This is a genomic window from Streptomyces sp. WZ-12, from assembly GCF_028898845.1.
Lineage (GTDB): Bacteria > Actinomycetota > Actinomycetes > Streptomycetales > Streptomycetaceae > Streptomyces.
In genome coordinates this window covers 57,433-77,019 of sequence record NZ_CP118574.1, presented here as the reverse complement: position 1 = coordinate 77,019, position 19,587 = coordinate 57,433, and the positions used below count along the sequence as shown (strand labels likewise).

Here is a 19,587-nt window from a genome sequence, read left to right as displayed (position 1 = left end):
GGGTCGGCAGAGGCCCGGCAAGTCAGCCCCCGCGAGAGGGGACGACCTCGGGCCGCCCTCCGATCACGGTGCGGGAAGGACACCGCGCAGGGGGGCGTCCCCGGCCGTTCCGGTCACGTACGCAGGGGTGTGCGGGGCGAGGGTGTTCCAGGTGACGTCCATGCTGACGTCGGGGGCGGCGTCGGGGTCGGTGTTGGTGTCGGAGGTGACGCGCAGGTGCGCGGTGACGGCTCCGCTGGTGTGGTCCCAGGTGGCGGTGCCGCTCACGGTGGCGTCGGTCACCCAGCGCACGTCGGTGAGGCTGAACTGTGCCTGGGGAGCGCCGGTGACGGTCCAGGTGCCGCCGCGCAGCCCGGTGTTGTGGCCGTGGGTGAGGTAGTTGCTGCGGGCGATCGCGTCGCCCACGGCGGACGTGCCAACTGCGGCCAGGCGCAGGGCTGGTGGGCGGGCGCGGTTGCCGGGCGTGGGGGTGAGGGGGACGGCGTCGGCGAGGTGGTGGGGATAGTCGGCGAGGGTGGGGATGGCGGGGGTGTGCCTGGTGCAGGAGGTGTTGAGATGCCTCAGGGCGGCGGGCGTACGGACGAACTGGCGGTAGAGCGACTGACCGCAGGCTTCCGGACCCGGTCGGGTGTGGTCGGCCATGGCCGTGATGTGGGTGAGGTTGGGGACGGTGACGAAGCGGGCGGAGGGGCCGAGTTGGGCGGCGACGTGTCGGCCGCCGGCGGCGGGGGTGAGTGAGTCGAGGTCGCCGCCGAGGACGAGGGCCGGCACGGTCCGGGGCAGGAGGGGCGGGCGGGTGGTGATGGGGGTGTGGGTGTGCTGTGGGGCGGGCCAGTTGAGGCAGCCGTCGTAGGAGTTGGTGTAGGCGTTGACGGTGGTCCACTCGGCGGCCGTGAACGGGGCGAAGGTGGCGGTGGGCTGGGCGGCGATCCGGCGTTGGAGTTGGCGGGTGCGTTCGGCGGCGGGACTGGCCATGCTGAACAGTTGCGGGTAGTCGGTGCAGGCGGCGGCGAAGTACAGGGCGCTGGAGAAGTCGGGGGGCGCGGAGTTGGTGCCGTCGTGGGCGGTGGTCTGTTCGGCCAGGCGGAGCAGCGGGGCGTCATCGCCCCTGACGAGCAGTGCCCGTGTCGCGGCTTGCAGGCTGCGGTAGATGCCCGGGTCGGAACCCGCGTCGTTGACGAGGTCGACGAGGGTGGTCACGGTGACCGTGACGGCGATGGGTTCGCCGTCCAGACCGGTGGTGGTGCCGGTGAGCGGCGCGGTGCGCAGGCGCTTCGCCAGGGCGGAGATGAGCGACCACGCGTCGGTGGAGGCGTGGGCGGCGCACTGTGGTGAACGTCGGCAGACGGTGGTGAAGGCGGCGCGGGCGGTGGCGGCGCCGCTGGCGTACCACGGGTCCAGGCCGAGGACTTCGTAGGTGGCGTCCAGCGTGAGCGAACGGAGCACGGACGGGTGGCGCGCGGCGAAGACCTGGGCGAACCAACTGCCGTAGGAGTCGCCGTAGAGGTCGACGTCCGAGAGACCGAGGCGGGTGAGGACATCGGCGAGGTCCTGGGTGGCGTCGACGGTCCCGAAGAGCTCGGAGGCGTGCAGCCAACTGCCGTCGGGGCGCTGCCAGGTGTGATCGAGCAGGTCGCCGCAGGCGCCGACGGTCCGGGCGAAGTCGGGCCCGGACGGCTGGTCCGCGTAACGCTCCAGGTCGGGGCAGGTCAGGGCCTGCGAGCGGCCCGTGCCGCGCAGGTCGAACAGCAGCAGGTTCCGGGTGGCGAGCAGCGGCCCGAGCATCTTCAGGTAGGACTCGCGGGAGTGGTGCGTGGCCCAGCCGGGGCCGCCGTCGACCACGACGACCGTGCCCTGGGGCTGTGCGGTGGCCGGCACCCACTCGAAGCCGATGTCGATCGTCGGACTGTCGGGGGCCCGCCGGTCCAGCGGGAGTGCGGCGCTTCCGCACCAGCCGGTCGGGTCGTCCGGGCACGGGAGGAGCTGGAGCGAACCGAGCCGGAGCCCGGCTCCTGCCCCGCGGGCCACGGCACGCGTCGCCGGAGCGATCACCGCGGTGAGGAGCACCATGGCCGCCAGGAGGGCGACGGCCAGGAGCCCCTGGTGGAGCCCTGTCCGGCGGACGACCGTGGAGCGGGGACGGGCACGGCGGCTCGGAGCGTCAGCGGCAACGGTCATGGCGATCCTCTGCGGCGGCCTCGGAACGGTACGAGCGGGTACGGCGCGTGGTGCCGGTGGTGGAGCAGGTATTGCTGGCTCATGTATGCCCGGAGAGGCGAGGTCAACGCACGGGGGGCCGGCGGCCGGTCGTGAGGTCCGCGGGATGTTTACCGGGCGCCCTCCCGGTTGCGTCGAACGGCCCCCGCCCGCCCGAAGTGGCCGTCAGCCAGGGACGGTTGGGTGACGCCGAGGGCGCGAGGACGCACGCCGGCTGCTTACGGCGGCCCTCCGGCGAGCGCCGGGGCAGTGGCTGGAGGCCGTGGCCCCGGCGGTCGGGCGTTCCGCCGGGGCCAGGTACCCGCGTTCACGGACCGCACCGCGCGCGGCACGTGGTCAGCCCTGTGGCACCAGTTTTCCCCGCTTCAACTGGAGGATCTCGTCGGAGGCGTGCGCGACCTCCTTCGAGTGGGTCACCACGATGACGCACTTGCCGTCGTCGTGGGCCAACTTCCGGAAGACCTCGACGATTCCGGCGGCCGTCTCGTGGTCCAGGCTGCCGGTCGGCTCGTCGGCGAAGAGCACGTCGACCTCGCAGGCCAGGGCGCGGGCGATGGCGACGCGCTGCTGTTGGCCGCCGGAGAGTTGCAGGGTGCGTCGGGTGCGGTCGGCCGGCTCGATGCCGAGCAGTTCGAGCAGTTCGTGCGCCCGTTGCCGCTTGCGTACCCCCTTCACCCCGGTGATCTCCATGGCGGAGGTGATGTTCTGTACGGCGTTCATGTACGGGAGCAGGTTGAGGGATTGGAACACCGTGGCCGCGTGCTGGTTGCGGTAGGTGCCCAGGCCGAGCTCCGCGATGTCGCGGCCGCGGAAGCGGACGCTGCCGGAGGTGGGCGAGTCCAGGCCGCTGGCCAGGGACAACAGGGTGGTCTTGCCGGAGCCCGAGGGGCCCACGATCGCGTACATGCGGCCCGCGTCGAAGGCGTACGAGACGGAGGCGAGGACGGTGCGGCGGCGGGTGCCGTTGCTGTAGGCGCGGGTGACGCCGGTGAGTTCGAGGGTGGGGGTGGTCACGTCAGTCGCCCTTCGTGAGGATGTCGCGCGGGTTCAGGCGCAGGATGCGGGCGCCCGGGACGCAGGTGGCCAGGGCCGCGATGCCGAGGCCGGTCGCGCCGACCTTGGCGATGTCGACGGGACTGAGTCGGACGTCGATGGAGTCGATGGGCTTGGCGTCGGGTTGGTCCTTCTTGGCCGTGCCGGTGGGGTCGCTGGGGTCGGGCTGGTTGGCCTCGTTCGCGGCCGCCTGGTTGGCGGACGAGACCTCGCTGGCGAGGAGCCGGTCGCCGATGGTCTGGGAGAGGAACTGGCTGCACACGCCGGCGAGGCCGATCGCGAGCACCGCGCAGGCGACCACCTCGACGAGGTGTTGGCCGAGCAGCCTGGGCTTCTTCTCGCCGAGCGAGAGCAGGATCCCCAACTCCCCGCGGCGCTCACGCAAGTTGGAGGCGACGATCAGGGCGAGGATGATGGTGCCGGCGACCGCGACCAACCACACCGTGACCGTGGCGAAGGCGGCGGTCTTGGTGATGGGCCCGACGAGGGTCCGGTACTGCTTGTCGTTGATCGACAGCGGGAAGATCTCCAGGTCGGCACCCGCGGCCTTGGCGTCCTTCTTGAGCCGGTCCAGGTCCTTGGGATCATTGAGGGTGAAGGTCGCCTGCTTGAGGACGCCGTCCTTTCCCGTGCCCTTGCCGAGAAGCGTGCTCGCGCCATCCGTCGTGGCGTAGATCTGGTTGGCGGGATCCATCATCGCCGGCACATAGGTGCCGGTGTCGGCGATATCGCTCCGGTAGATGCCGATGACCTTGAACGCGTATTCCCGTTCGTCGGCCTGCTGCCCCGCTGCCGGCAGTTCACCCACCTTGAGTTTCGCCGTATCGCCGACCTTGAGCCCGTTCTCCTTGGCGAGGCGTTCCTCGATGACGATCTCGTCGCGCTTGCTGTGCGGCCCGATTCCGTGCCCGGCCACCAACTTGGCGTCGCCATTGCGGAAGGCGCCCACCGCATTGAGGTCACGTATGCCGTCCACCTTGAACAGGTCGGTGCCGACCGAGTCCTGGCCGCGGGGCGGCGGAACCGGCTGGTACAGCTTGGTGGACTTGGTGGCGAAAGCGCCGCCGTCCGTCGTGTAGTTGCACTGGCTGACCACGGGTGATGCGCAGATCTTCTCGACCAGCGAACGGCGCAGATCGCCGTTGGAACCGATCGTTCCGCCCTGCTGCCCCTGGGGATTCGTGCCGTTGTTCTTGCCCGAATTGATCAGGGCGTTCACGTCGAGCTGCATGGTGGCCACGGCCCCCACGCTCTCCTTGGCGCGGTCGGCCGCGCGGGCCGCCGCCGACTGGATCAGAAACCCGGACAACACCAGGGTGCAGATCACGAAGAACAAGCCGACCAGCATCGCGGTCTTGCCCAGATGGCCGGTGAGCCGCCACCACGCCCGTTTGAAGAGATTCATGAGCGCAACGCTAGGAAGCACCCCTTGTGAGCGGCGTTTGCGAAAAACGGCGTCCCGCGAACCCTCATATGCGACTCACATGCCGCATCTGATAGACGTGAGAGAAACACCGGGAAAAGGGCCGGAATCACGCCCGACCCTCCCGCCATTTTCAGGTAATTCTCAGCAACACGGAAGGTCCGGCGCGCATGCGGGTTTTGGTGGTCGAGGACGAGCAGTACATGGCGCGCGTCCTGGAGCTCGGCCTGCGCCGCGAATCCATCGCCGTCGACGTCGTGCACGACGGCAACACCGCGCTGCACCGCGTCGCCGTCTACGACTACGACGCGGTGGTGCTCGACCGCGATCTGCCCGAGGTCCACGGCGACGAGGTCTGCCGCCGCATCGTCGCCATGGGCCTGGACTGCCGCATCCTGATGCTCACCGCTGCGGGCCGACTCGGCGACAAGGTGGAGGGCCTCAGCCTGGGCGCGGACGACTACCTCGCCAAACCCTTCGACTTCCCCGAACTCGTCGCCCGACTGAGGGCGTTGTACCGACGCAGCCCGATGGCGCACCCACCCGTCCTGACCTTCGCCGACCTCAGCTTCGACACCCATCGCCGCCGCGTGACGCGAGCGGGCACCGAGATCCGCCTCACGCCCAAGGAACTGGCCGTCCTGGAATTGCTGATGCGCGCCGAAGGCGGGGTCCTCAGCCCCGAATACCTGTTGGACAAGGCGTGGGACGCCCACACCGACCCGCTCACCAACGCCGTACGCCTGGTGGTGCACACCCTGCGCAGGAAGCTCGGCGAACCCCGACTCGTGCACACCGCGATCAGCGCGGGCTACTACCTGGGGACCGAGTGAGGTTCCGCCGGGGCCGCGACCGGCTCCGCACGCTCAGCATCCATGCCAGGCTCTTCCTCGGCTTCGGCGGGGCCCTGGCCGCCTGCTCGGCGCTGATGGTCGCCATCATCTACGTCGGCATCCGCTACCTGCCCACCTACGACCTCACCACCCCCGTCAAGGTGCCGCCCCCAACGTCCCTCACGCCCGGCCCGACCCCAGACACCCAGCCCCCCAAAGACCTGCAGAAGGGCCAGCCGCTCGACACGTCCGGACTGATCCGCGACAAGGAGGACGTCTGGTCGACCGTCCTCCTGGTCTCCATCGGCGGGGTGCTCCTCGTCCTGGTCGTCGGCCTCGGCGCGGGATGGATCCTCTCGCGGCGGCTGCTCGCGCCCCTGCACACCATCAACCGGGCCGCGGCCAAGGCCAGCGAAGGGGACCTGTCGTACCGCATCAACGCCGTAGGCCCGGCAGACGAGTTGAAGCAGTTGGCCGACACCTTCGACACCACCCTGGGTCGCCTGGAAGAGTCCTTCGCCGCCCATCAACGGTTCGCCGCCAACGCCTCGCACGAGCTGCTCACCCCACTCGCCACGACGCGGGCGATCCTCCAGATGGCAGGGTCCGATCCGTCGCGAGACGAGTTCGCCGAGCTGGTGCCGATGCTGCGGGAGACCAACGAGCGCAACATCCGCGTGGTGCAGGAACTGCTCCAGCTCGCGGTGGCGGACCAGGCGATCCCGGACGCGGAACCGGTTGACCTGGCCGCGCTCGCCGAAGGGGTGGTCAACGCCACGGCCGCCGAACAGCCGGACGGCACGGACGAGACGGAAGGGACGACCGGGATCTCCGTCACCTTCACCACCACCTCCACCGGCGCGGCTGCCGGCAGCGTCCACGGCAGTGCCACGCTGCTACGGCAACTCGTCATCAACCTCGTCGACAACGCCCGTACCCACAACGTGCCCGGCGGCACGGTGCAGGTACGGGTCGACAACCGCGCCGACCAGGTCGTTCTGGAAGTCACCAACACCGGGCCGGTGGTGGCCCCGGAGGTGGTGGGCCGCCTGTTCGAGCCCTTCTACCGGGCCCGCCCCCGCGTGGCCAGCGACCGCACCGGACACGGCCTGGGCCTGGCCATCGTGCGGTCCATCGCGCGCGGCCACCACGGCACCGTGACCGCCTGGGCGCAGCCGACCGGCGGGCTGCGCGTACGGGTCACCCTGCCGGCGCGGTCGCGTAGTTGAGGGTGCCCCGCCGCACCTGCTCTCAGGCCCCACGCGCTTGCGGCCGGCATCTCCACTCTCATATGCTCGGAACCGAGTAATCGATACCTAGTGGTCAAACCCATCAACCCGGCGCACTGGAGCTCCATGCCCACCCGTCGACACCCCACCGCCGTCCCCAAGCCCCCGAAGCGGCCCGCCAACGCCCTCGCCCTTGCCGTGCTCGGGCTGTTGCTGGAGCGGCCGATGCACCCCCACGCCATGGCCGGCGCGCTCCGCGAGCGCGGTATGGAGCGCGCGTTCAAGCTCACGACCGGATCGCTCTACGACACCGTCCGCGCGCTCGCGCGGGACGGATGGATCGAGGCGGACGGCACCGAACAGGTCGGCAACCGCCCGGCCCGCACCGTCTACCGCCACACCCACGCCGGGCGGGACGGCTTCACCGACTGGCTCGACGAGCTGATCCGAGAGCCCTCGCCCGAGTACCCGCGGTTCCTCTCCGCCGTCGGTTACCTCGGCGCGTTGGGCCGCGTCCGTGCCGCGGAGGCGCTGCGCGAGCGGGCCACCGCGTTGCGGGAGCGGATCGCGGAGGGCGCCGAGGCCCACCGCGCGGCCCGCGAGGAGCACCACGCGCCACGCCTGTTCGTCATCGAGGCCGAGTACGCCGCCGCCATGGCGCGGGCCGAACTCGCCTGGGTGGAAGGCACCGCCGACGAGATCGAGCGCGGGACGCTCACGTGGCCGGAGGGGACCGACGGTGAGTGACACCGCGGTGAGTGACACCGCATCGCAAGGCGAGGTCGTCGACGTCCTGATAGCCGGCGCCGGGCCGGCCGGGCTCGCGCTCGCCGGGGAGTTGGGGCGCGCGGGGGTTCGGGCACGGGTCCTGGAGCGGGACCCCGAACCGCCGGGATTCTGCCGCGGGTTCAACCTCAACGCCCGCAGCCTGGAACTGCTCGACCGCCGGGGCCTTGCCACCCGCTTCCTGGCCGAGGGGCCGACCGTCCCGACGACCATGTTCGTCGGCGCAGCCCGCCTCGACCTCGCCGCCATGCGCACCGAACACCCCTACGTCCTCGGCATCCCCCAGACCCGCGTGGAGGAACTGCTCGCCGAGTGGGCCGTGGAGTCGGGCGCGCGCCTCCTCCGCGGCCGGTGCCTGACCGGCTTGCGGCAGGACGGTGCCGGCGTCACGGTCGAGGTCGACGGCCCGGACGGACCGTCAACCATGCGCTGTCGATGGCTGGTTGGCTGCGACGGGGGCCGCAGCACGGTGCGGAAGGCGGCCGGGATCGGCTTCCCCGGCACGCCCGCACGGCGGTTCACCCTGCTCGGGGACGTGGTGCTCGCCGACCCGTCGACCGTTCCGTTCGGCCCCCATACCGGGCCCGACGGCCGCTCGGTGTTCGCGATCCCACGCCCCGGCTACGTCCGTCTCCTCACCGCCGACCCGGCACCGCCCGCAGACCCGCGCGAGCCGGTCTCGCCGAGCGCCTTCCAGCACGCGATCGATACCGCGTTGGGACACCGGGCCGAGATCGCCGAGGCGCTGTGGCTGACCCGGTTCGGGGACGCGGCGCGGCTCGCCGAGCAGTTCCGGGCGGGTCGGGTGCTGTTGGCCGGGGACGCCGCGCACATCCACCCGCCGGCCGGCGCCATCGGCGTCAACGCGGCGCTCGACGACGCCGTCAACCTGGGCTGGAAGCTCGCCCTGGTAGCACGCGGCCAGGCACCGGACACGCTCCTCGACACCTACCACGACGAGCGCCACGCGGCCGGCGAGCGCCTGCTCCGCAACACCCGCGCGCAGGCGGTGCTCACCCAGGTCAACGGGGACGACGACCCCCTGGCCCCCGTCCGCGATCTGCTCTCCGAACTGGCCGAATCCGGGGACGCAGCAGGCCCGTTGGCCGAGACGATCACCGCTGTCGGCACCCGCTACCCCGCCTCAGGAGACCCCGAACACCGCTGGGCGGGACGGATGGTGCCCGACATCCCGCTGGGCCAGGACGACGGGGACAACCTCACGGCACTGCTGACCCGCACGCCCGGCGGCGTCCTGCTCCTCAACGACACGACGCACCGTCAACCCCTCACCTCCGCCGCCCACCCATGGGCGGACCGGGTCACCACCGCCCACACCCACCCATGCGCCCTGGAGCACGCCCGCGCGGTCCTCGTCCGCCCGGACGGGCACGCAGCGTGGATCGGGGCGCCCTCGACACCGGTGGGCGAGGCCGCGGAGGAGTTGCGGGAGGCCCTCATGCACTGGTTCGGCAACCCCGTGGCAATCCCCTGCAAGATCCTCATCGACCCGCAGAAGTGACCGGCTTGGCGTATCGGCACCGGCATGAAGAACAGCTCTCCGAGGGCGGGCCGGTGCAGGAACGCAGGTGCCTGGACGGTGATGTCGGTCCGTCGTCGCGATGTTGCGCCCGGTGTTGACGGCCACCTTCCGCGGCCGTCAACGCCGGAGTGGGGTCCCTCGTACCGGTCCGCGGTCAGCCGATTCCGACCTTTGACAGGGCGGTGGTCCAGTCGGTGGCGATGGCGCTGCGTGCGGCATCGAGTTGGACGGTGCCGTCGCACACCGCGGTCTTGAGCTTGTTCTCCACGGAGTCCTTGCTGGCCGCCGGCTGATCGCCGTAGCGGGGCTCGGGCCACAGGTTCTTCGGGTCGCGAGGGGCGCCGCCCAGTTCGAGGGGAACGAGGTGGTCTTCCTCGTAGTCGGCGGTGTCGGTGTCCGAGTATCCGTACTCGCCGATCTGCTTGACCTTGAGGGGGTTGGTGTAGGAGACGGGCGGTCGGACGGTCTTGGTCCAACCGGGCACACAGATCGTCGATTCGATCGTCGACTGGGTGACGTCGGGGTTGTAGGCGCCCGGCTGGCAGATGGGGTCGGGAAGCGGTAGGTGCGATGCTGAGCAGGTGGCTGCGTGGGCGCTTCCCATGGTGAGGGCGAGTCCGGCGACGGTGAGCGCGGTGGCCGTTATGGCGGAGGCGAGACGTTGTGTCGATCGCATGGGGGCTCCGTGTGGGGGAGGGGCCCGGCAGGGTGCCGGGTGAGTGACGCCATGGCAGCAGCCCCGTGGTCCGTGCGGGTAGAGGGTGACGGTGAACAGCAGATGTCCATGCCGTTTTCCGACCGTTGGGTGGCGTGTTCTCAGCCAACTCCGGCGATAGGTAAGGGATTTCGAGCCTGTCCGCCGATTGGGTCCCGTTCCTTCGGCGTCCGTGCAGCCGGCGGTGCCGACCCCGCTCCGCCCTGCCTCGCTGTGCTGTGCGCACTGCGCGGGTCACCGACCGACGCGTTGGGTGGAGGCGAGGAGGGGGTGGGGCAATTGCCGACGAAGCGTGCGGCTACCACCCGATGAGGTGCCGTCGGCAGGCCGGGGAGCGGCCTGCCGACGGCCGGGGGCGGGCCCGGGTCAGTGGGCCGTGCCGGTGTTCCAGATGGCCTGGCTTCCGTCATAGATCACGACGTTGCCGTCGTTTTGGACCACGAGCCGGGAGCCGGGGTGGCCGGCGGTCTGCGAGTTCCACACCGGGCGTCCGGTACGGGTGTAGACGACGAAGTTGCCGTCGGTCTGGAAGACGGCCCGCCAGCCCTGGTTGACGGTGGAGGTGTCCCAGCGGGCCCGGCCGAACTCGTCGTAGACGACGAGGTTGCCATCGGTCTGCATGACCAGTCGGGCCGTGTCGGAAGTCCAGGACTCGCCCCGTTCCAGCGCGGCGGGCGCGTCCAGCACCTGGTCGGACGCGGGTCTCGCCGTGGCCGCGGTTCTGGCCGCGGCGGCCGAGGTGCCTGGGACGGCGGCACTGGCCTGGCCGGCGAGTGACAGGGTGGCGAGCGTAGCAACTGCGAGGAGTGCACTGACCCTCTTCTTCATAGAGGGCCTCCTTTCGCCGAGTCGGTCGTCCATCGGCATATGCCGGGGACGGCGGACAGAGTCTGCCATCGTGTGGCAAATGGAGATTCAGTAGATATGGAGGATGGCGTATTTGCGCTGACGATTGGCCAACTGGCTACTGTGGGTGGGGCGTTCGACGGGAAGCGGGGAGTGGCCTTCGGCGGCGGCACGCCACCAGTCGCAGGGCAGGTGACGCATGGCGAGGCGAACTCCCCTACCGTGGCGCTTGGTTGGCGTCCGGGGGTTTCCCCTACCCTGGACCGGTGGGTTTACGGGATGGTCCACGGCCGTTGCCGCCGGGAAGCTGGGAGGCCATCGCGGAGAAATCGGGGGAGATCGTGAACAGTCCTGGTCCCAGTGTCAGTTCCGAGGGACGTGCGCTGGCGCGTCGTACGTTGCTCGGGGCCGTGGCGGCGTCGGGTGTGGGGATATGGTGCGGGCGGCCGGCCTTCGCCGACGCCTTGGGCCGACCGGTGGCGCGCCCGGAAGTGGCCACCGGGGTGGCCCGCCTGGAACGTGAACTGGTCGCATTGCGGCGGGACATCCACCGGCACCCCGAGGCACCGGGGAAGGAACGCCGCACCGCCGGCCTGGTAGCTCAGAGACTGCGGCACGCCGGATTGAGCGTGACGACAGGAGTGGGTGGTAACGGCGTGGTCGGCGTCCTGCGCGGCTGTCTGCCGGGTCGGACGGTCGCCTACCGGGCCGACATGGACGCGGTGCCGCCCGAAGGCATCATCGGGGGTGGCACCGCGACGGCGCATGTCTGCGGGCACGACATCCACACCACGGTGGCCGTAGGGGTCGCGCAGGTCCTGGCCGGGATGCGGCAACGGCTCAGCGGGACGGTGGTGTTCCTCTTCCAGCCCGCCGAGGAGTCGCTGGCGGGAGCCCGCAGGATGCTGGATTCCGGAGTGCTGGAGCGCACCGGGGTCCAGGAGATCCATGCCCTGCACTGCGGACCGTTTCCGGTGGGGCAGTTCGCCGTGACGCCGGGCTTCGGGCTGCCCGGCCTGGACCACGCCGAGGTGGACCTCCACGGACCGGATGCGCCCGTGGCCGCGCGGCAGCTCGCCGCCGGGATCGGCGCCCTCGCCACGGTCACGCAGCCCAAGACGGCCGCGGAGTTGGCCCGGCTGGTCGCTGATCTGCAGCGGCCGGACAGTCCGCTCGCCCGGTTCGTGTTTGCCCGAGCCGGGGCCCAGGGCTCCGCGGTGCGGGCGTCCGTGCGTTGCTGGCCGCCGGAGCGGTATCGGGAGGTGCGCGAGGAGATACGGCAAGTGGCCGGGCGGTACTCGGGGGCCGAAGTGGCCTTCCCCGCAGAGCCGTTCCCGGCCATGGTCTGCCCGGCAGCCGATGCCCGCGCCCTCGCCCGTCATCTGCGCCGCACGCTCGGCAGGGACGCGGTGACCGTGATGCAGGCCGCCATTCCCTTCAGCGGCGAGGACTTCGCCCTCTATCTGCAACGCGTCCCGGGTACGTACACCTTCCTCGGCGTCCGCCGCCCCGGCGCCTCCGTCGACACCGCCTACCCGCACTTTCCGGACTTCGCTCCGGACGAGCGCGCGATCGGCCTGGGCGTGCGGGCGATGGCGGGGTGGCTCACCGAGCGGACCCGCCGCCCTTGAGGCTCGCCTCCCATCGGCGGGAGTTGCCGGCTCGCCCCGAGCCGCTGCGCGGGGATGCGCGTGCGCGCACCGGCGGGGCCGAACGGAGCCGCCGCATCACCCGCCGGGCGGTGCCTGGATCAGGCCGATGCGGCGCAGATCGGTGACGTACTTGCGGATGAGGTCGACCGAGAGGTGCGGAACGTCCGCGTCGGGGCCGACCGCGGCAGCTCGCACGGCGGCCCGGAACCGTTCGGCCGGGAGCGCCGAACCGGCAACGCCCTCCTCCGGTTCCGCCACGGCGTGCAGCAGGGGCAGCAGCGAGTGCTGACGCTGCTTCTCCGGCAGCGCACGGAGGGCGGCCGTGAAGCGGGTGAGCCACGCGGCGTAGTCGTCGATCCGCTGGATCGGGTGGCCGGCGTCGATGAGCCAGTCGACGAAGGTGTCCAGGGAGACGCCGTCGTCGTGTGGGTTCAGCGCGTTGAAGGTCCGGTGGCCCTCGGTGACTTGGGCGCCGAGTGAGGCGATGGCCTCGGCGGTGAAGTCGACCGGCAGGCCGTCGTAATGGGCACGTGCGCCGTCGTTGCGGTAGAACGAGACCGGCGCGATGCCGGTGGTGATCAGACTGAAGAGCAGGCGGGTGAACATGTCGGGCACGTTCACCTGACCGGGATACCTGCGGTGCGCCAGGACCATGTTCGACCGGAAGGTGGCGACCGGCAGGTCGCACAGGTCGTGGGCCTGGCGGAGCAGGACCTCGCCGGCCCACTTGCTGGTGGCGTACCCGTTGGCGTAGCTCTCGTCGAGGCGCCGGGTCGGGCTGGTGCTGCGGATGTCGGCGTCCTCAACAAGCGCCGCGGCCGAAGCTCCGAGGTACACGGCGACGGTGGAGACGTAGCTGATGGGCTTCAACCGGGTGGTGAGCGCCAAACGGATCAGTTCGGCCGTGCCGACGACGTTGGGGCCGAACAACTGGCGGTACGGCAGTACGTGGTTGACGAGGGCGGCCGGGTGGACGATCAGGTCCACCGATTCGGTCAGCCGGCGCCAGACATCCTCGTCCAGCCCGAGGCGTGGCTCGGCGATGTCCCCCGCGAGCACCTCCAGTGTCCCGTCCGCCAATTCCCGGTAACGGCACAGTAGTTCGTCGTCTCCGGTGTCGAAGGACGCGTCCAGCCGCTGCGCCGCGGCGGCGGCGCTGCTGCCCCGAACGACGCAGATCAGCCTGCCGCCCGTGGGCGCCAGGCGCGCCAACCACTCCAGGCACAGGAACCGGCCGAGGTAGCCGTTGGCTCCGGTGAGCAGGACGGTCCGCACGGCACCTCGGGGGCGGGCCAGCGTCGGGGCGGCGGCCAGCGTGTCCGCGTCGAGGAACTTCTCCAGGGCGAGGTCATCGGCGCGGACCGTGGTGCTGTGTTCGCCGTGCACGGAGGCGAACGTGGGGCGCCGCGCCTCGCAGCGTCGTTCCGCCTCGATGTACCCCGCCACCCGCGCGAGGTTGTTGGCCGGGCTGATCACCACCCCGACCGGCACCTCGACCTGAAAGATGTCGTGGAGGAGCTGGGAGAAGGACAGGGCGGACAGGGAGTCGCCGCCCAGGTCGGTGAAGTGCGCCTCGGGGCTCGGGTCGTCGTGCGCGCTGCCCAGCAGCGCCCGGGCGGCCCGGCCTACCGTTTCCACCACGGGCCGGGCCGCGCCGGTCCGCCGCAGTGTGCGCAGTTGCTCGGCCTGTCCCTCGGCGAGCTCGGCGTAGAGCCGTTCCAACGCCTCGCCGTAGCGCTCCTTGAGCCTGGGGCGGAGCAGTTTGTGGCTGTCGGCGAGCAGGCCGTTCTCGGGGCTGAAGGGCTCGGCCTCGATCAGGAAGTCGCGCGGGATCTCGTACGAGTTGAGTTCGGCGTCCTTGGCGACGCGCTGGAGCGACGCGCTGAGCAGCGACTTGAGCGAGGCGGTGTCCCCGCCGCACCTGGTCAGCGCATCCGGGGCGGGCACCACCACCGCGAGCAGGTGGGCGCGCTCGCTGTTGCCGTACACGTAGATCTGTCCGATCAGGGGGCTGCCGAGGAAGACGGCTTCCAGGCGGGAGACCGCCACGAACTCTCCCTGGGACAGCTTCAGGGTGTCCTTGGTGCGGTCGACGTAGACCAGCCGGTCCGGCCCGATCTCGGCCATGACGTCGCCGGTGCGGTAGTAGCCGTCCTCGTCGAAGATCTCCGCGGTGAGCTCGGGGCGCTTGTAGTAGCCGGGGATGAGGGTTTCGGACTTCAACAGCAACTCTCCGCGCGGGTACGGAGAGTCGGTGCGGTAGTAGCCCAGTTCCGGGACGTCCGCCAGCTTGTAGTCGAGCACCGGCGGACGTTGGACCACCGAGTCCAGCAGCACCCCGCCGGCTTCGGTGGAGCCGTACCCGCTGTACAGGTGGAACCCGAGGCAGGACTCGACGAAGGCCGTCAACTCGGCCGAGAGCGGGGCGGTGCCGACGAACGCCTTGGCGACGCGTCCGCCCAGGAAGTTCTCGCGCAGGTCCGCCTTGACCGCCGCTTCGAGGTCGCCGGACTCGTCGGCCCGCCGGTCCAGTTCGCTCTGGTACTGCTGGAACAGCATGTCGCAGACGCGGGGAACCATGGTCAGCTCCGTGGGGCGGGCCAGCGCGATGTCCTCGAAGAGGGTGGACAGATCGCTCCGCGCGGTGAAGTAGCCCACGCCGCCGCGGACGAGCGAGCCCATCAGCGCGTAGCGACCGGCCAAGTGGCTCTGCGGCATGTAGAGGACGCTGACCGAGGGCACGTCCGCGGAGCCGTAGCTGAACCCGTACCACGCGGTGCCGACCAGCCGCTGGGTGTACATGGCGCCCTTGGGGGCCCCGGTGCTGCCGGAGGTGTAGATCAGCAGCGCCAACGGGTCGTCGCCCGGTGCGGCGGTGAACAGGGGAGGGGGCGGCAGGGCGGCACCCTGCTCGATCACCTCCGCCAGTGACTCGACGACCACGGGGCTGTCCGCCCCGGCCAGGCGCCGCCGGGCGGACGCCACGGCCTCGAACTGGGCGACGTCCTCGGGACGGTGGTCGAACACGATCAGGCGCTGGACCGAGGGGGCGTCGAGGGCGAGGGCGACGGCGGTGTCCAGGTGCTCGACGCTCGTCGCGAAGACCCGCGGCTCGGACTCCGCGATGATCGGCCCGAGTTGGGACGGCGGCGCGCTGTACTGCAACGGCACGGCAACGACGCCGATGTGCAGGCAGGCCAGGTCGAGAGTGGCGTAGTCGGCGCTGGCGAAGCCCAGGGTGCACAGCCGCTCGCCGGCGCCCAACGGGTACTCCGGGTCGTGGTACCACCGGCCAGCGACCGCACGGACGCGTGCCCACAGTTCGCGGTAGCTGAGGGTGTCGAACCGCGGGAGGAGGCGCCCCGTCGACGGGTCCTTGGCACGTTCGCCGAGGGCCGGTCGGTCGCCGTGGCTCTCCATGACGGCCGCCATGACGTCGGCGAGCTGCCTGCCCGGATCAACGGCGGCCAGGGCCTGGGCGAGTCCCTCACCCGGGTCGGGCACGGGCGGAGTGCTCGCCTCCAGTGGTTCGGCCATGGTCAGCCTCCGGTAGCGTTCTGGTGGTGTCGGTGCGTCGGGTGCGGGCGGGGCGCCGCCGACGGTCGAGGGGCGAACGGCCGGCGGCCTCTCACCAACTGACCGGCAGTGCGGCAACCCCGCGGATGAGGCGCTCGGTTCGCCAGGACAACTGGTCGACCGGCACGGCGAGCCGGAGCGCGGGCAGGCGCTCGATCAGGGCTTCGAGCACCACGCGCAGCTCCAGCCTGGCCAGTTGTGCGCCCAGGCAGTGGTGCACGCCGTGCCCGAAGGTGACGTGCGGGACGGTCCCGCGGTGGAAGTCGATCTCGTCGGGGCGGTCGAAGACCTCGGGGTCCCGGTTGGCCAGGCCCAACTCGGCCACCACCGCGTCGCCGGCGCGGATGGTCTGCCCGCTGAGCTCCACGTCCTCGGTGGCGATCCGGGTGAAGCCGGCGGTCGCACTGATCGGGATGAACCGGGAGAGCTCCTCGACCGCACCGGGGATGAGGGCCGGGTCGGCGGCGAGTTCCCGCCAGAGGTCGGGATGGGTCAGCAGGATGTAGACGAAGTTGCCGATCTGGTTGGCGGTGGCCTCCTGGCCGGCGGAGAGCAGACTGACCCCGAGGCTGACCAGTTCCTCCTCGCCCAACCGGTCCTCCTCGTCTTGCACGGCGACCAGTTCGCCGAGGAGGTCGTCGGTGGGTTGGGCGCGTCGGAGCGCGACCAGACCGGCGAGATACTCGCAGAGGTGCTCACGGGCCCGCGCGGCCTGGGCCGGATCGGAGAGCATCAGCAGGCCGTCCACCCAGACGTTGAACCGGTCGCGGTCGGCCAGGGGCACGCCGAGCAGTTCACAGATCACCGTGATGGGCAGCGGCCAGGTCAGGGCCTTGGTGAGGTCGGCCGGCGACCCGGTGGTGATCAAGGTGTCGAGCAGGCCGTGCACGATTTCCCGGACCCGCGGACGCATCTTCTCCACCCGGCGGACGGTGAACGCGTTGGCCACCCGGCGCCGCAGCCGGCTGTGTTCCGGCGGATCCATGCTCAGCATGGAGGTGCGCGGCAGACCGACCGCGACCGTCCGCGGCACGTCGTCGCCGACGGCGGCGGCACGGCTGAACCGGGTGTCGGCCAGCACCGTCTTGACGTCCGCGTGGCGGGTGACCAGCCAGCCGTCGCCCCCGAAGGGCAGCGTGACGCGCAGTACCGGCTGCTCGCCGCAGATCTCGACGAGCTTCGGGTCCACGTTGAGTCGGTCGATCGGACCGAACGGGTAGGCCCGCACCCCGTTGTCTGTCGCGCTCATCGTGTCAGTCCTTCCCGTGGTGGGATGCGGTTGCCTACGGATGGTGGGTGACCCGCCCAACCGGCATGCGGTCTCCGCTCGTTCACGGGCCGGGGGCTGCCGGGGCCGGGCGGGGGGGCCCGCTGGACACGGTGCCGTCCGCGGTCAGGGGCGAGAAGCGCGGGTCACAGGGCCGCGCACCGTCCGCCGTCGATGACGAGCGTGCTGCCGGTGATCCACGCCGCGCGGGAGGAGACCAGGAAACCCACCGCGTCGGCGATGTCCTGGGACTGGCCCAGGCGCCCGAGCGGAATTTCCTCGGCCCAAGTCTCGGCCGGCCCCGGGTCGTTGCCGAGATAGTCGGTGATCTGGTCACGCGCCGCGTCCGCACCCGGGGTCGCCACGTTTCCCAGCGAGACGGCGACGACGCGGATGCCGTCCGGTGCCAACTCGGCGGTGAGTCCCTTGCTGTATGTCTCCAGCGCCGATTTGGCGGCGGCATAGTGCAGGATCATCGGGTACGACGAAATGGTGGCGATCGAGGAGACGTGGACGATGACTCCGCCGCCCTGGGTGCGCATGACCGGCACCAGCGCGGCATTGAGCCGGACGGCGGCGAGGAAGTTGATGTCGACCGTGTACTGCCAGTCGTTCTCTATCTCCAGCGCGCTCTGGAAGGCGCGACACCCGCCGGCGTTGTTGACGATGATGTCCACGCCGCCCAGGGTGTCCAGCGCGGTGTCCGCGAACTCGCGTACCCCGTCCGGCGTGCTGAGGTCGGCCTTGACGAAGGTCGCGTCGGACGGCGTGTGCTCGGTCGTGCTGCGGGCCGAGGTGACGACGGTGGCGCCGGCGTCGAGCAGGTTCTGCACGACCGCGGCGCCAATTCCGCGGCTGCCTCCGGTGACCACGGCTCGCTTGCCGGCCAACTCCTGAGGAACCCCCGCCGTACGGTGGTTTCGACTTGCCATGGATTCCACCCCTGATTCCACCCCCTTCGCTGCCGCGGCACCCCGGTGCGCGAAACGCATCAGTGAGGAATTTCCCTGACGGCAGTGGGGAGTGGGAGTTTTTGCGCCGACTGATGGTGATAATGCGGAGTTGCCACGGCCACTATCCAAGACCTCATCGACGACGGTCAAATGGAATATTCCGATGCATTGGATCGCCTCAGACAATGCAGCGGTCACGTCCGAATTCCGGTCGGCGGCACGGGTATTGCCGACTGGACGAGGAGATCAACAACACGAATAATCATGCGCTGTTGACGCGCGGCCGCCGACGTTTTTCCGCGCGGCCTGGAAAGGTCGCGTCGGGTGGGGGAGAGGGGCGCGCACAGGGGCGTCGTCATGAGCGGCGCCCCTGGTGCCGATAACTCGGGAGGAACAATGGCCAGTTTGGACGAACCCTTCGTCGTGGGTGACCTCAGGGTGCCCAACCGGATCGTGATGGCTCCGATGACCAGGATGCAGTCCCCGGGCGGCGTCCCGGGCGAGGACGTGGCGGAGTACTACGCCCGCCGCGCGGCCCACCACGTCGGATTGATCATCACCGAGGGCACCTACATCAACCGCGCCGCCGCCGGCGCGTACGACAACGTGCCCCAGTTCCACGGCGAGCGGCCCCTCGCCGGCTGGGCCCATGTGGTGCGACGGGTGCACGAGGAGGGCGGCAGGATCATTCCGCAGCTCTGGCACACCGGCGTCGTGCGCACCGGGGACGAACCGCCGGCCGAAGGCCCGTCCGGGCTCGGCCTGGACGGCGCCCCGGCCGGGAAGGCCATGACCCAACAGGACATCGACGACACGGTGGCCGCCTTCGCCACGGCCGCCGCGGACGCCGAGCGACTCGGCTTCGACGGCGTCGAGTTGCACGGTGCTCACGGCTACCTCATCGACGACTTCCTGTGGAGCGCCACCAACCGGCGCGGCGACCGCTACGGGGGCGACCCCGCCTCCCGCGCCCGCTTCGGCGCCGAGATCGTGCAGGCCGTCCGCGCGGCCGTCAGCCCCGGATTCCCGATCTTCTTCCGGCTCTCCCAGTGGAAACTCGGCGCATACGACGCACGCATCGCCACGAACCCGGACGAGCTGGCACAGCTACTGGCGCCGCTGGCCGACGCGGGCGTAGACGTGTTCCACGCCTCCACCCGCCGGTACTGGCTGCCCGAGTTCGACGACAGCACCCTCAACCTGGCCGGCTGGGTGCGCAAACTCAGCGGCAGGGCCACCGTGACGGTCGGCTCGGTGGGCCTGGACAAGCAGTACGGCGAGGGCGAGTTCACCCAGGGCTTCACCCGGCAGTCCGACGTGACCGGCATCGAGGAACTGATGTCCCGCCTGGAGCGCGACGAGTTCGACCTGGTCGCCGTCGGCAGGACGCTGCTGGCCAACCCGGACTGGGCGGCACTCGCGCTCCGCGGAGAGCTGGACCGGACCGTTCCCTACGACCCTGACGTGCTCAAGTCCCTGATCTGACACCCCCGT

General features: G+C 70.8%; 14 protein-coding genes. 6 read left to right on the top strand and 8 right to left on the bottom strand.

The window, feature by feature from the left end; translation table 11 throughout:
- Positions 1-63: 63 nt before the first annotated feature.
- The 3 genes from PV796_RS00235 to PV796_RS00225 form a co-directional block, all read right to left on the bottom strand.
- On the bottom strand, positions 64-2,178 hold the full coding sequence (locus PV796_RS00235) for an alpha/beta fold hydrolase (protein WP_274910641.1): 2,115 nt from the start codon (positions 2,176-2,178) through the stop codon (positions 64-66).
- A gap of 375 nt (positions 2,179-2,553) precedes the next feature.
- Positions 2,554-3,231: an ABC transporter ATP-binding protein gene (locus tag PV796_RS00230; RefSeq protein ID WP_274910640.1), complete on the bottom strand. Its 678-nt coding sequence runs from the start codon at positions 3,229-3,231 to the stop codon at positions 2,554-2,556.
- A 1-nt stretch (position 3,232) separates the two neighbouring features.
- Positions 3,233-4,675: an ABC transporter permease gene (locus tag PV796_RS00225; protein ID WP_274910639.1), complete on the bottom strand. Its 1,443-nt coding sequence runs from the start codon at positions 4,673-4,675 to the stop codon at positions 3,233-3,235.
- Positions 4,676-4,863: 188 nt separating this feature from the next.
- Here PV796_RS00225 and PV796_RS00220 point away from each other — a divergent pair, with 188 nt between their 5' ends.
- The 4 genes from PV796_RS00220 to PV796_RS00205 all read left to right on the top strand — a co-directional run bounded on the left by PV796_RS00220 (position 4,864) and on the right by PV796_RS00205 (position 9,063).
- Positions 4,864-5,526, top strand: coding sequence for a response regulator transcription factor (locus tag PV796_RS00220; RefSeq protein ID WP_274910638.1), 663 nt, complete (start codon positions 4,864-4,866; stop codon positions 5,524-5,526).
- Positions 5,523-6,755, top strand: coding sequence for a sensor histidine kinase (locus PV796_RS00215; protein ID WP_274910636.1), 1,233 nt, complete (start codon positions 5,523-5,525; stop codon positions 6,753-6,755). Before PV796_RS00220 ends, PV796_RS00215 begins: the two co-directional genes overlap by 4 nt.
- Positions 6,756-6,881: 126 nt before the next feature.
- Positions 6,882-7,502, top strand: coding sequence for a PadR family transcriptional regulator (locus PV796_RS00210; RefSeq protein ID WP_274910635.1), 621 nt, complete (start codon positions 6,882-6,884; stop codon positions 7,500-7,502).
- Entirely contained in the window at positions 7,495-9,063 is a 1,569-nt protein-coding gene (locus PV796_RS00205) for an FAD-dependent monooxygenase (protein WP_274910633.1), read from the top strand. Before PV796_RS00210 ends, PV796_RS00205 begins: the two co-directional genes overlap by 8 nt.
- A gap of 175 nt (positions 9,064-9,238) precedes the next feature.
- Here the strand turns inward: PV796_RS00205 and PV796_RS00200 are convergent, their stop codons facing one another.
- Both PV796_RS00200 and PV796_RS00195 read right to left on the bottom strand, forming a co-directional pair.
- Positions 9,239-9,760 (bottom strand): hypothetical protein, encoded by a 522-nt coding sequence (locus PV796_RS00200; protein ID WP_274910632.1) that lies wholly within the window; start codon positions 9,758-9,760, stop codon positions 9,239-9,241.
- A 405-nt stretch (positions 9,761-10,165) separates the two neighbouring features.
- Positions 10,166-10,627, bottom strand: a complete 462-nt coding sequence (locus tag PV796_RS00195) for a hypothetical protein (protein ID WP_274910631.1) — start codon at positions 10,625-10,627, stop codon at positions 10,166-10,168.
- A gap of 428 nt (positions 10,628-11,055) precedes the next feature.
- Here PV796_RS00195 and PV796_RS00190 point away from each other — a divergent pair, with 428 nt between their 5' ends.
- Positions 11,056-12,276 carry a M20 metallopeptidase family protein gene (locus tag PV796_RS00190; RefSeq protein ID WP_274910630.1) on the top strand — a complete coding sequence of 407 codons (1,221 nt, stop codon included), beginning with the start codon at positions 11,056-11,058 and terminating at the stop codon, positions 12,274-12,276.
- 96 nt (positions 12,277-12,372) lie between these two features.
- Here the strand turns inward: PV796_RS00190 and car are convergent, their stop codons facing one another.
- The 3 genes from car to PV796_RS00175 form a co-directional block, all read right to left on the bottom strand.
- Entirely contained in the window at positions 12,373-15,834 is a 3,462-nt protein-coding gene (gene car, locus PV796_RS00185) for a carboxylic acid reductase (protein WP_274910629.1), read from the bottom strand.
- Between the two features lie 91 nt (positions 15,835-15,925).
- Entirely contained in the window at positions 15,926-17,122 is a 1,197-nt protein-coding gene (locus PV796_RS00180; protein ID WP_274910628.1) for a cytochrome P450, read from the bottom strand.
- 164 nt (positions 17,123-17,286) lie between these two features.
- Positions 17,287-18,072: an SDR family oxidoreductase gene (locus tag PV796_RS00175; protein ID WP_274910626.1), complete on the bottom strand. Its 786-nt coding sequence runs from the start codon at positions 18,070-18,072 to the stop codon at positions 17,287-17,289.
- Positions 18,073-18,489: 417 nt separating this feature from the next.
- Here PV796_RS00175 and PV796_RS00170 point away from each other — a divergent pair, with 417 nt between their 5' ends.
- On the top strand, positions 18,490-19,578 hold the full coding sequence (locus tag PV796_RS00170; RefSeq protein WP_274910625.1) for an NADH:flavin oxidoreductase: 1,089 nt from the start codon (positions 18,490-18,492) through the stop codon (positions 19,576-19,578).
- Positions 19,579-19,587 lie beyond the last annotated feature (9 nt).

Excerpts from the sequence above, each read along its gene's own strand:
- PV796_RS00180 (WP_274910628.1), bottom strand. The coding sequence starts at position 17,122 with ATGAGCGCGACAGACAACGGGGTGCGGGCCTACCCGTTCGGTCCGATC.
- PV796_RS00195 (WP_274910631.1), bottom strand. The coding sequence starts at position 10,627 with ATGAAGAAGAGGGTCAGTGCACTCCTCGCAGTTGCTACGCTCGCCACC.
- car (WP_274910629.1), bottom strand. The coding sequence starts at position 15,834 with ATGGCCGAACCACTGGAGGCGAGCACTCCGCCCGTGCCCGACCCGGGT.
- PV796_RS00210 (WP_274910635.1), top strand. The coding sequence starts at position 6,882 with ATGCCCACCCGTCGACACCCCACCGCCGTCCCCAAGCCCCCGAAGCGG.
- PV796_RS00225 (WP_274910639.1), bottom strand. The coding sequence starts at position 4,675 with ATGAATCTCTTCAAACGGGCGTGGTGGCGGCTCACCGGCCATCTGGGC.
- PV796_RS00220 (WP_274910638.1), top strand. The coding sequence starts at position 4,864 with ATGCGGGTTTTGGTGGTCGAGGACGAGCAGTACATGGCGCGCGTCCTG.
- PV796_RS00200 (WP_274910632.1), bottom strand. The coding sequence starts at position 9,760 with ATGCGATCGACACAACGTCTCGCCTCCGCCATAACGGCCACCGCGCTC.
- PV796_RS00175 (WP_274910626.1), bottom strand. The coding sequence starts at position 18,072 with ATGGCAAGTCGAAACCACCGTACGGCGGGGGTTCCTCAGGAGTTGGCC.
- PV796_RS00235 (WP_274910641.1), bottom strand. The coding sequence starts at position 2,178 with ATGACCGTTGCCGCTGACGCTCCGAGCCGCCGTGCCCGTCCCCGCTCC.
- PV796_RS00170 (WP_274910625.1), top strand. The coding sequence starts at position 18,490 with ATGGCCAGTTTGGACGAACCCTTCGTCGTGGGTGACCTCAGGGTGCCC.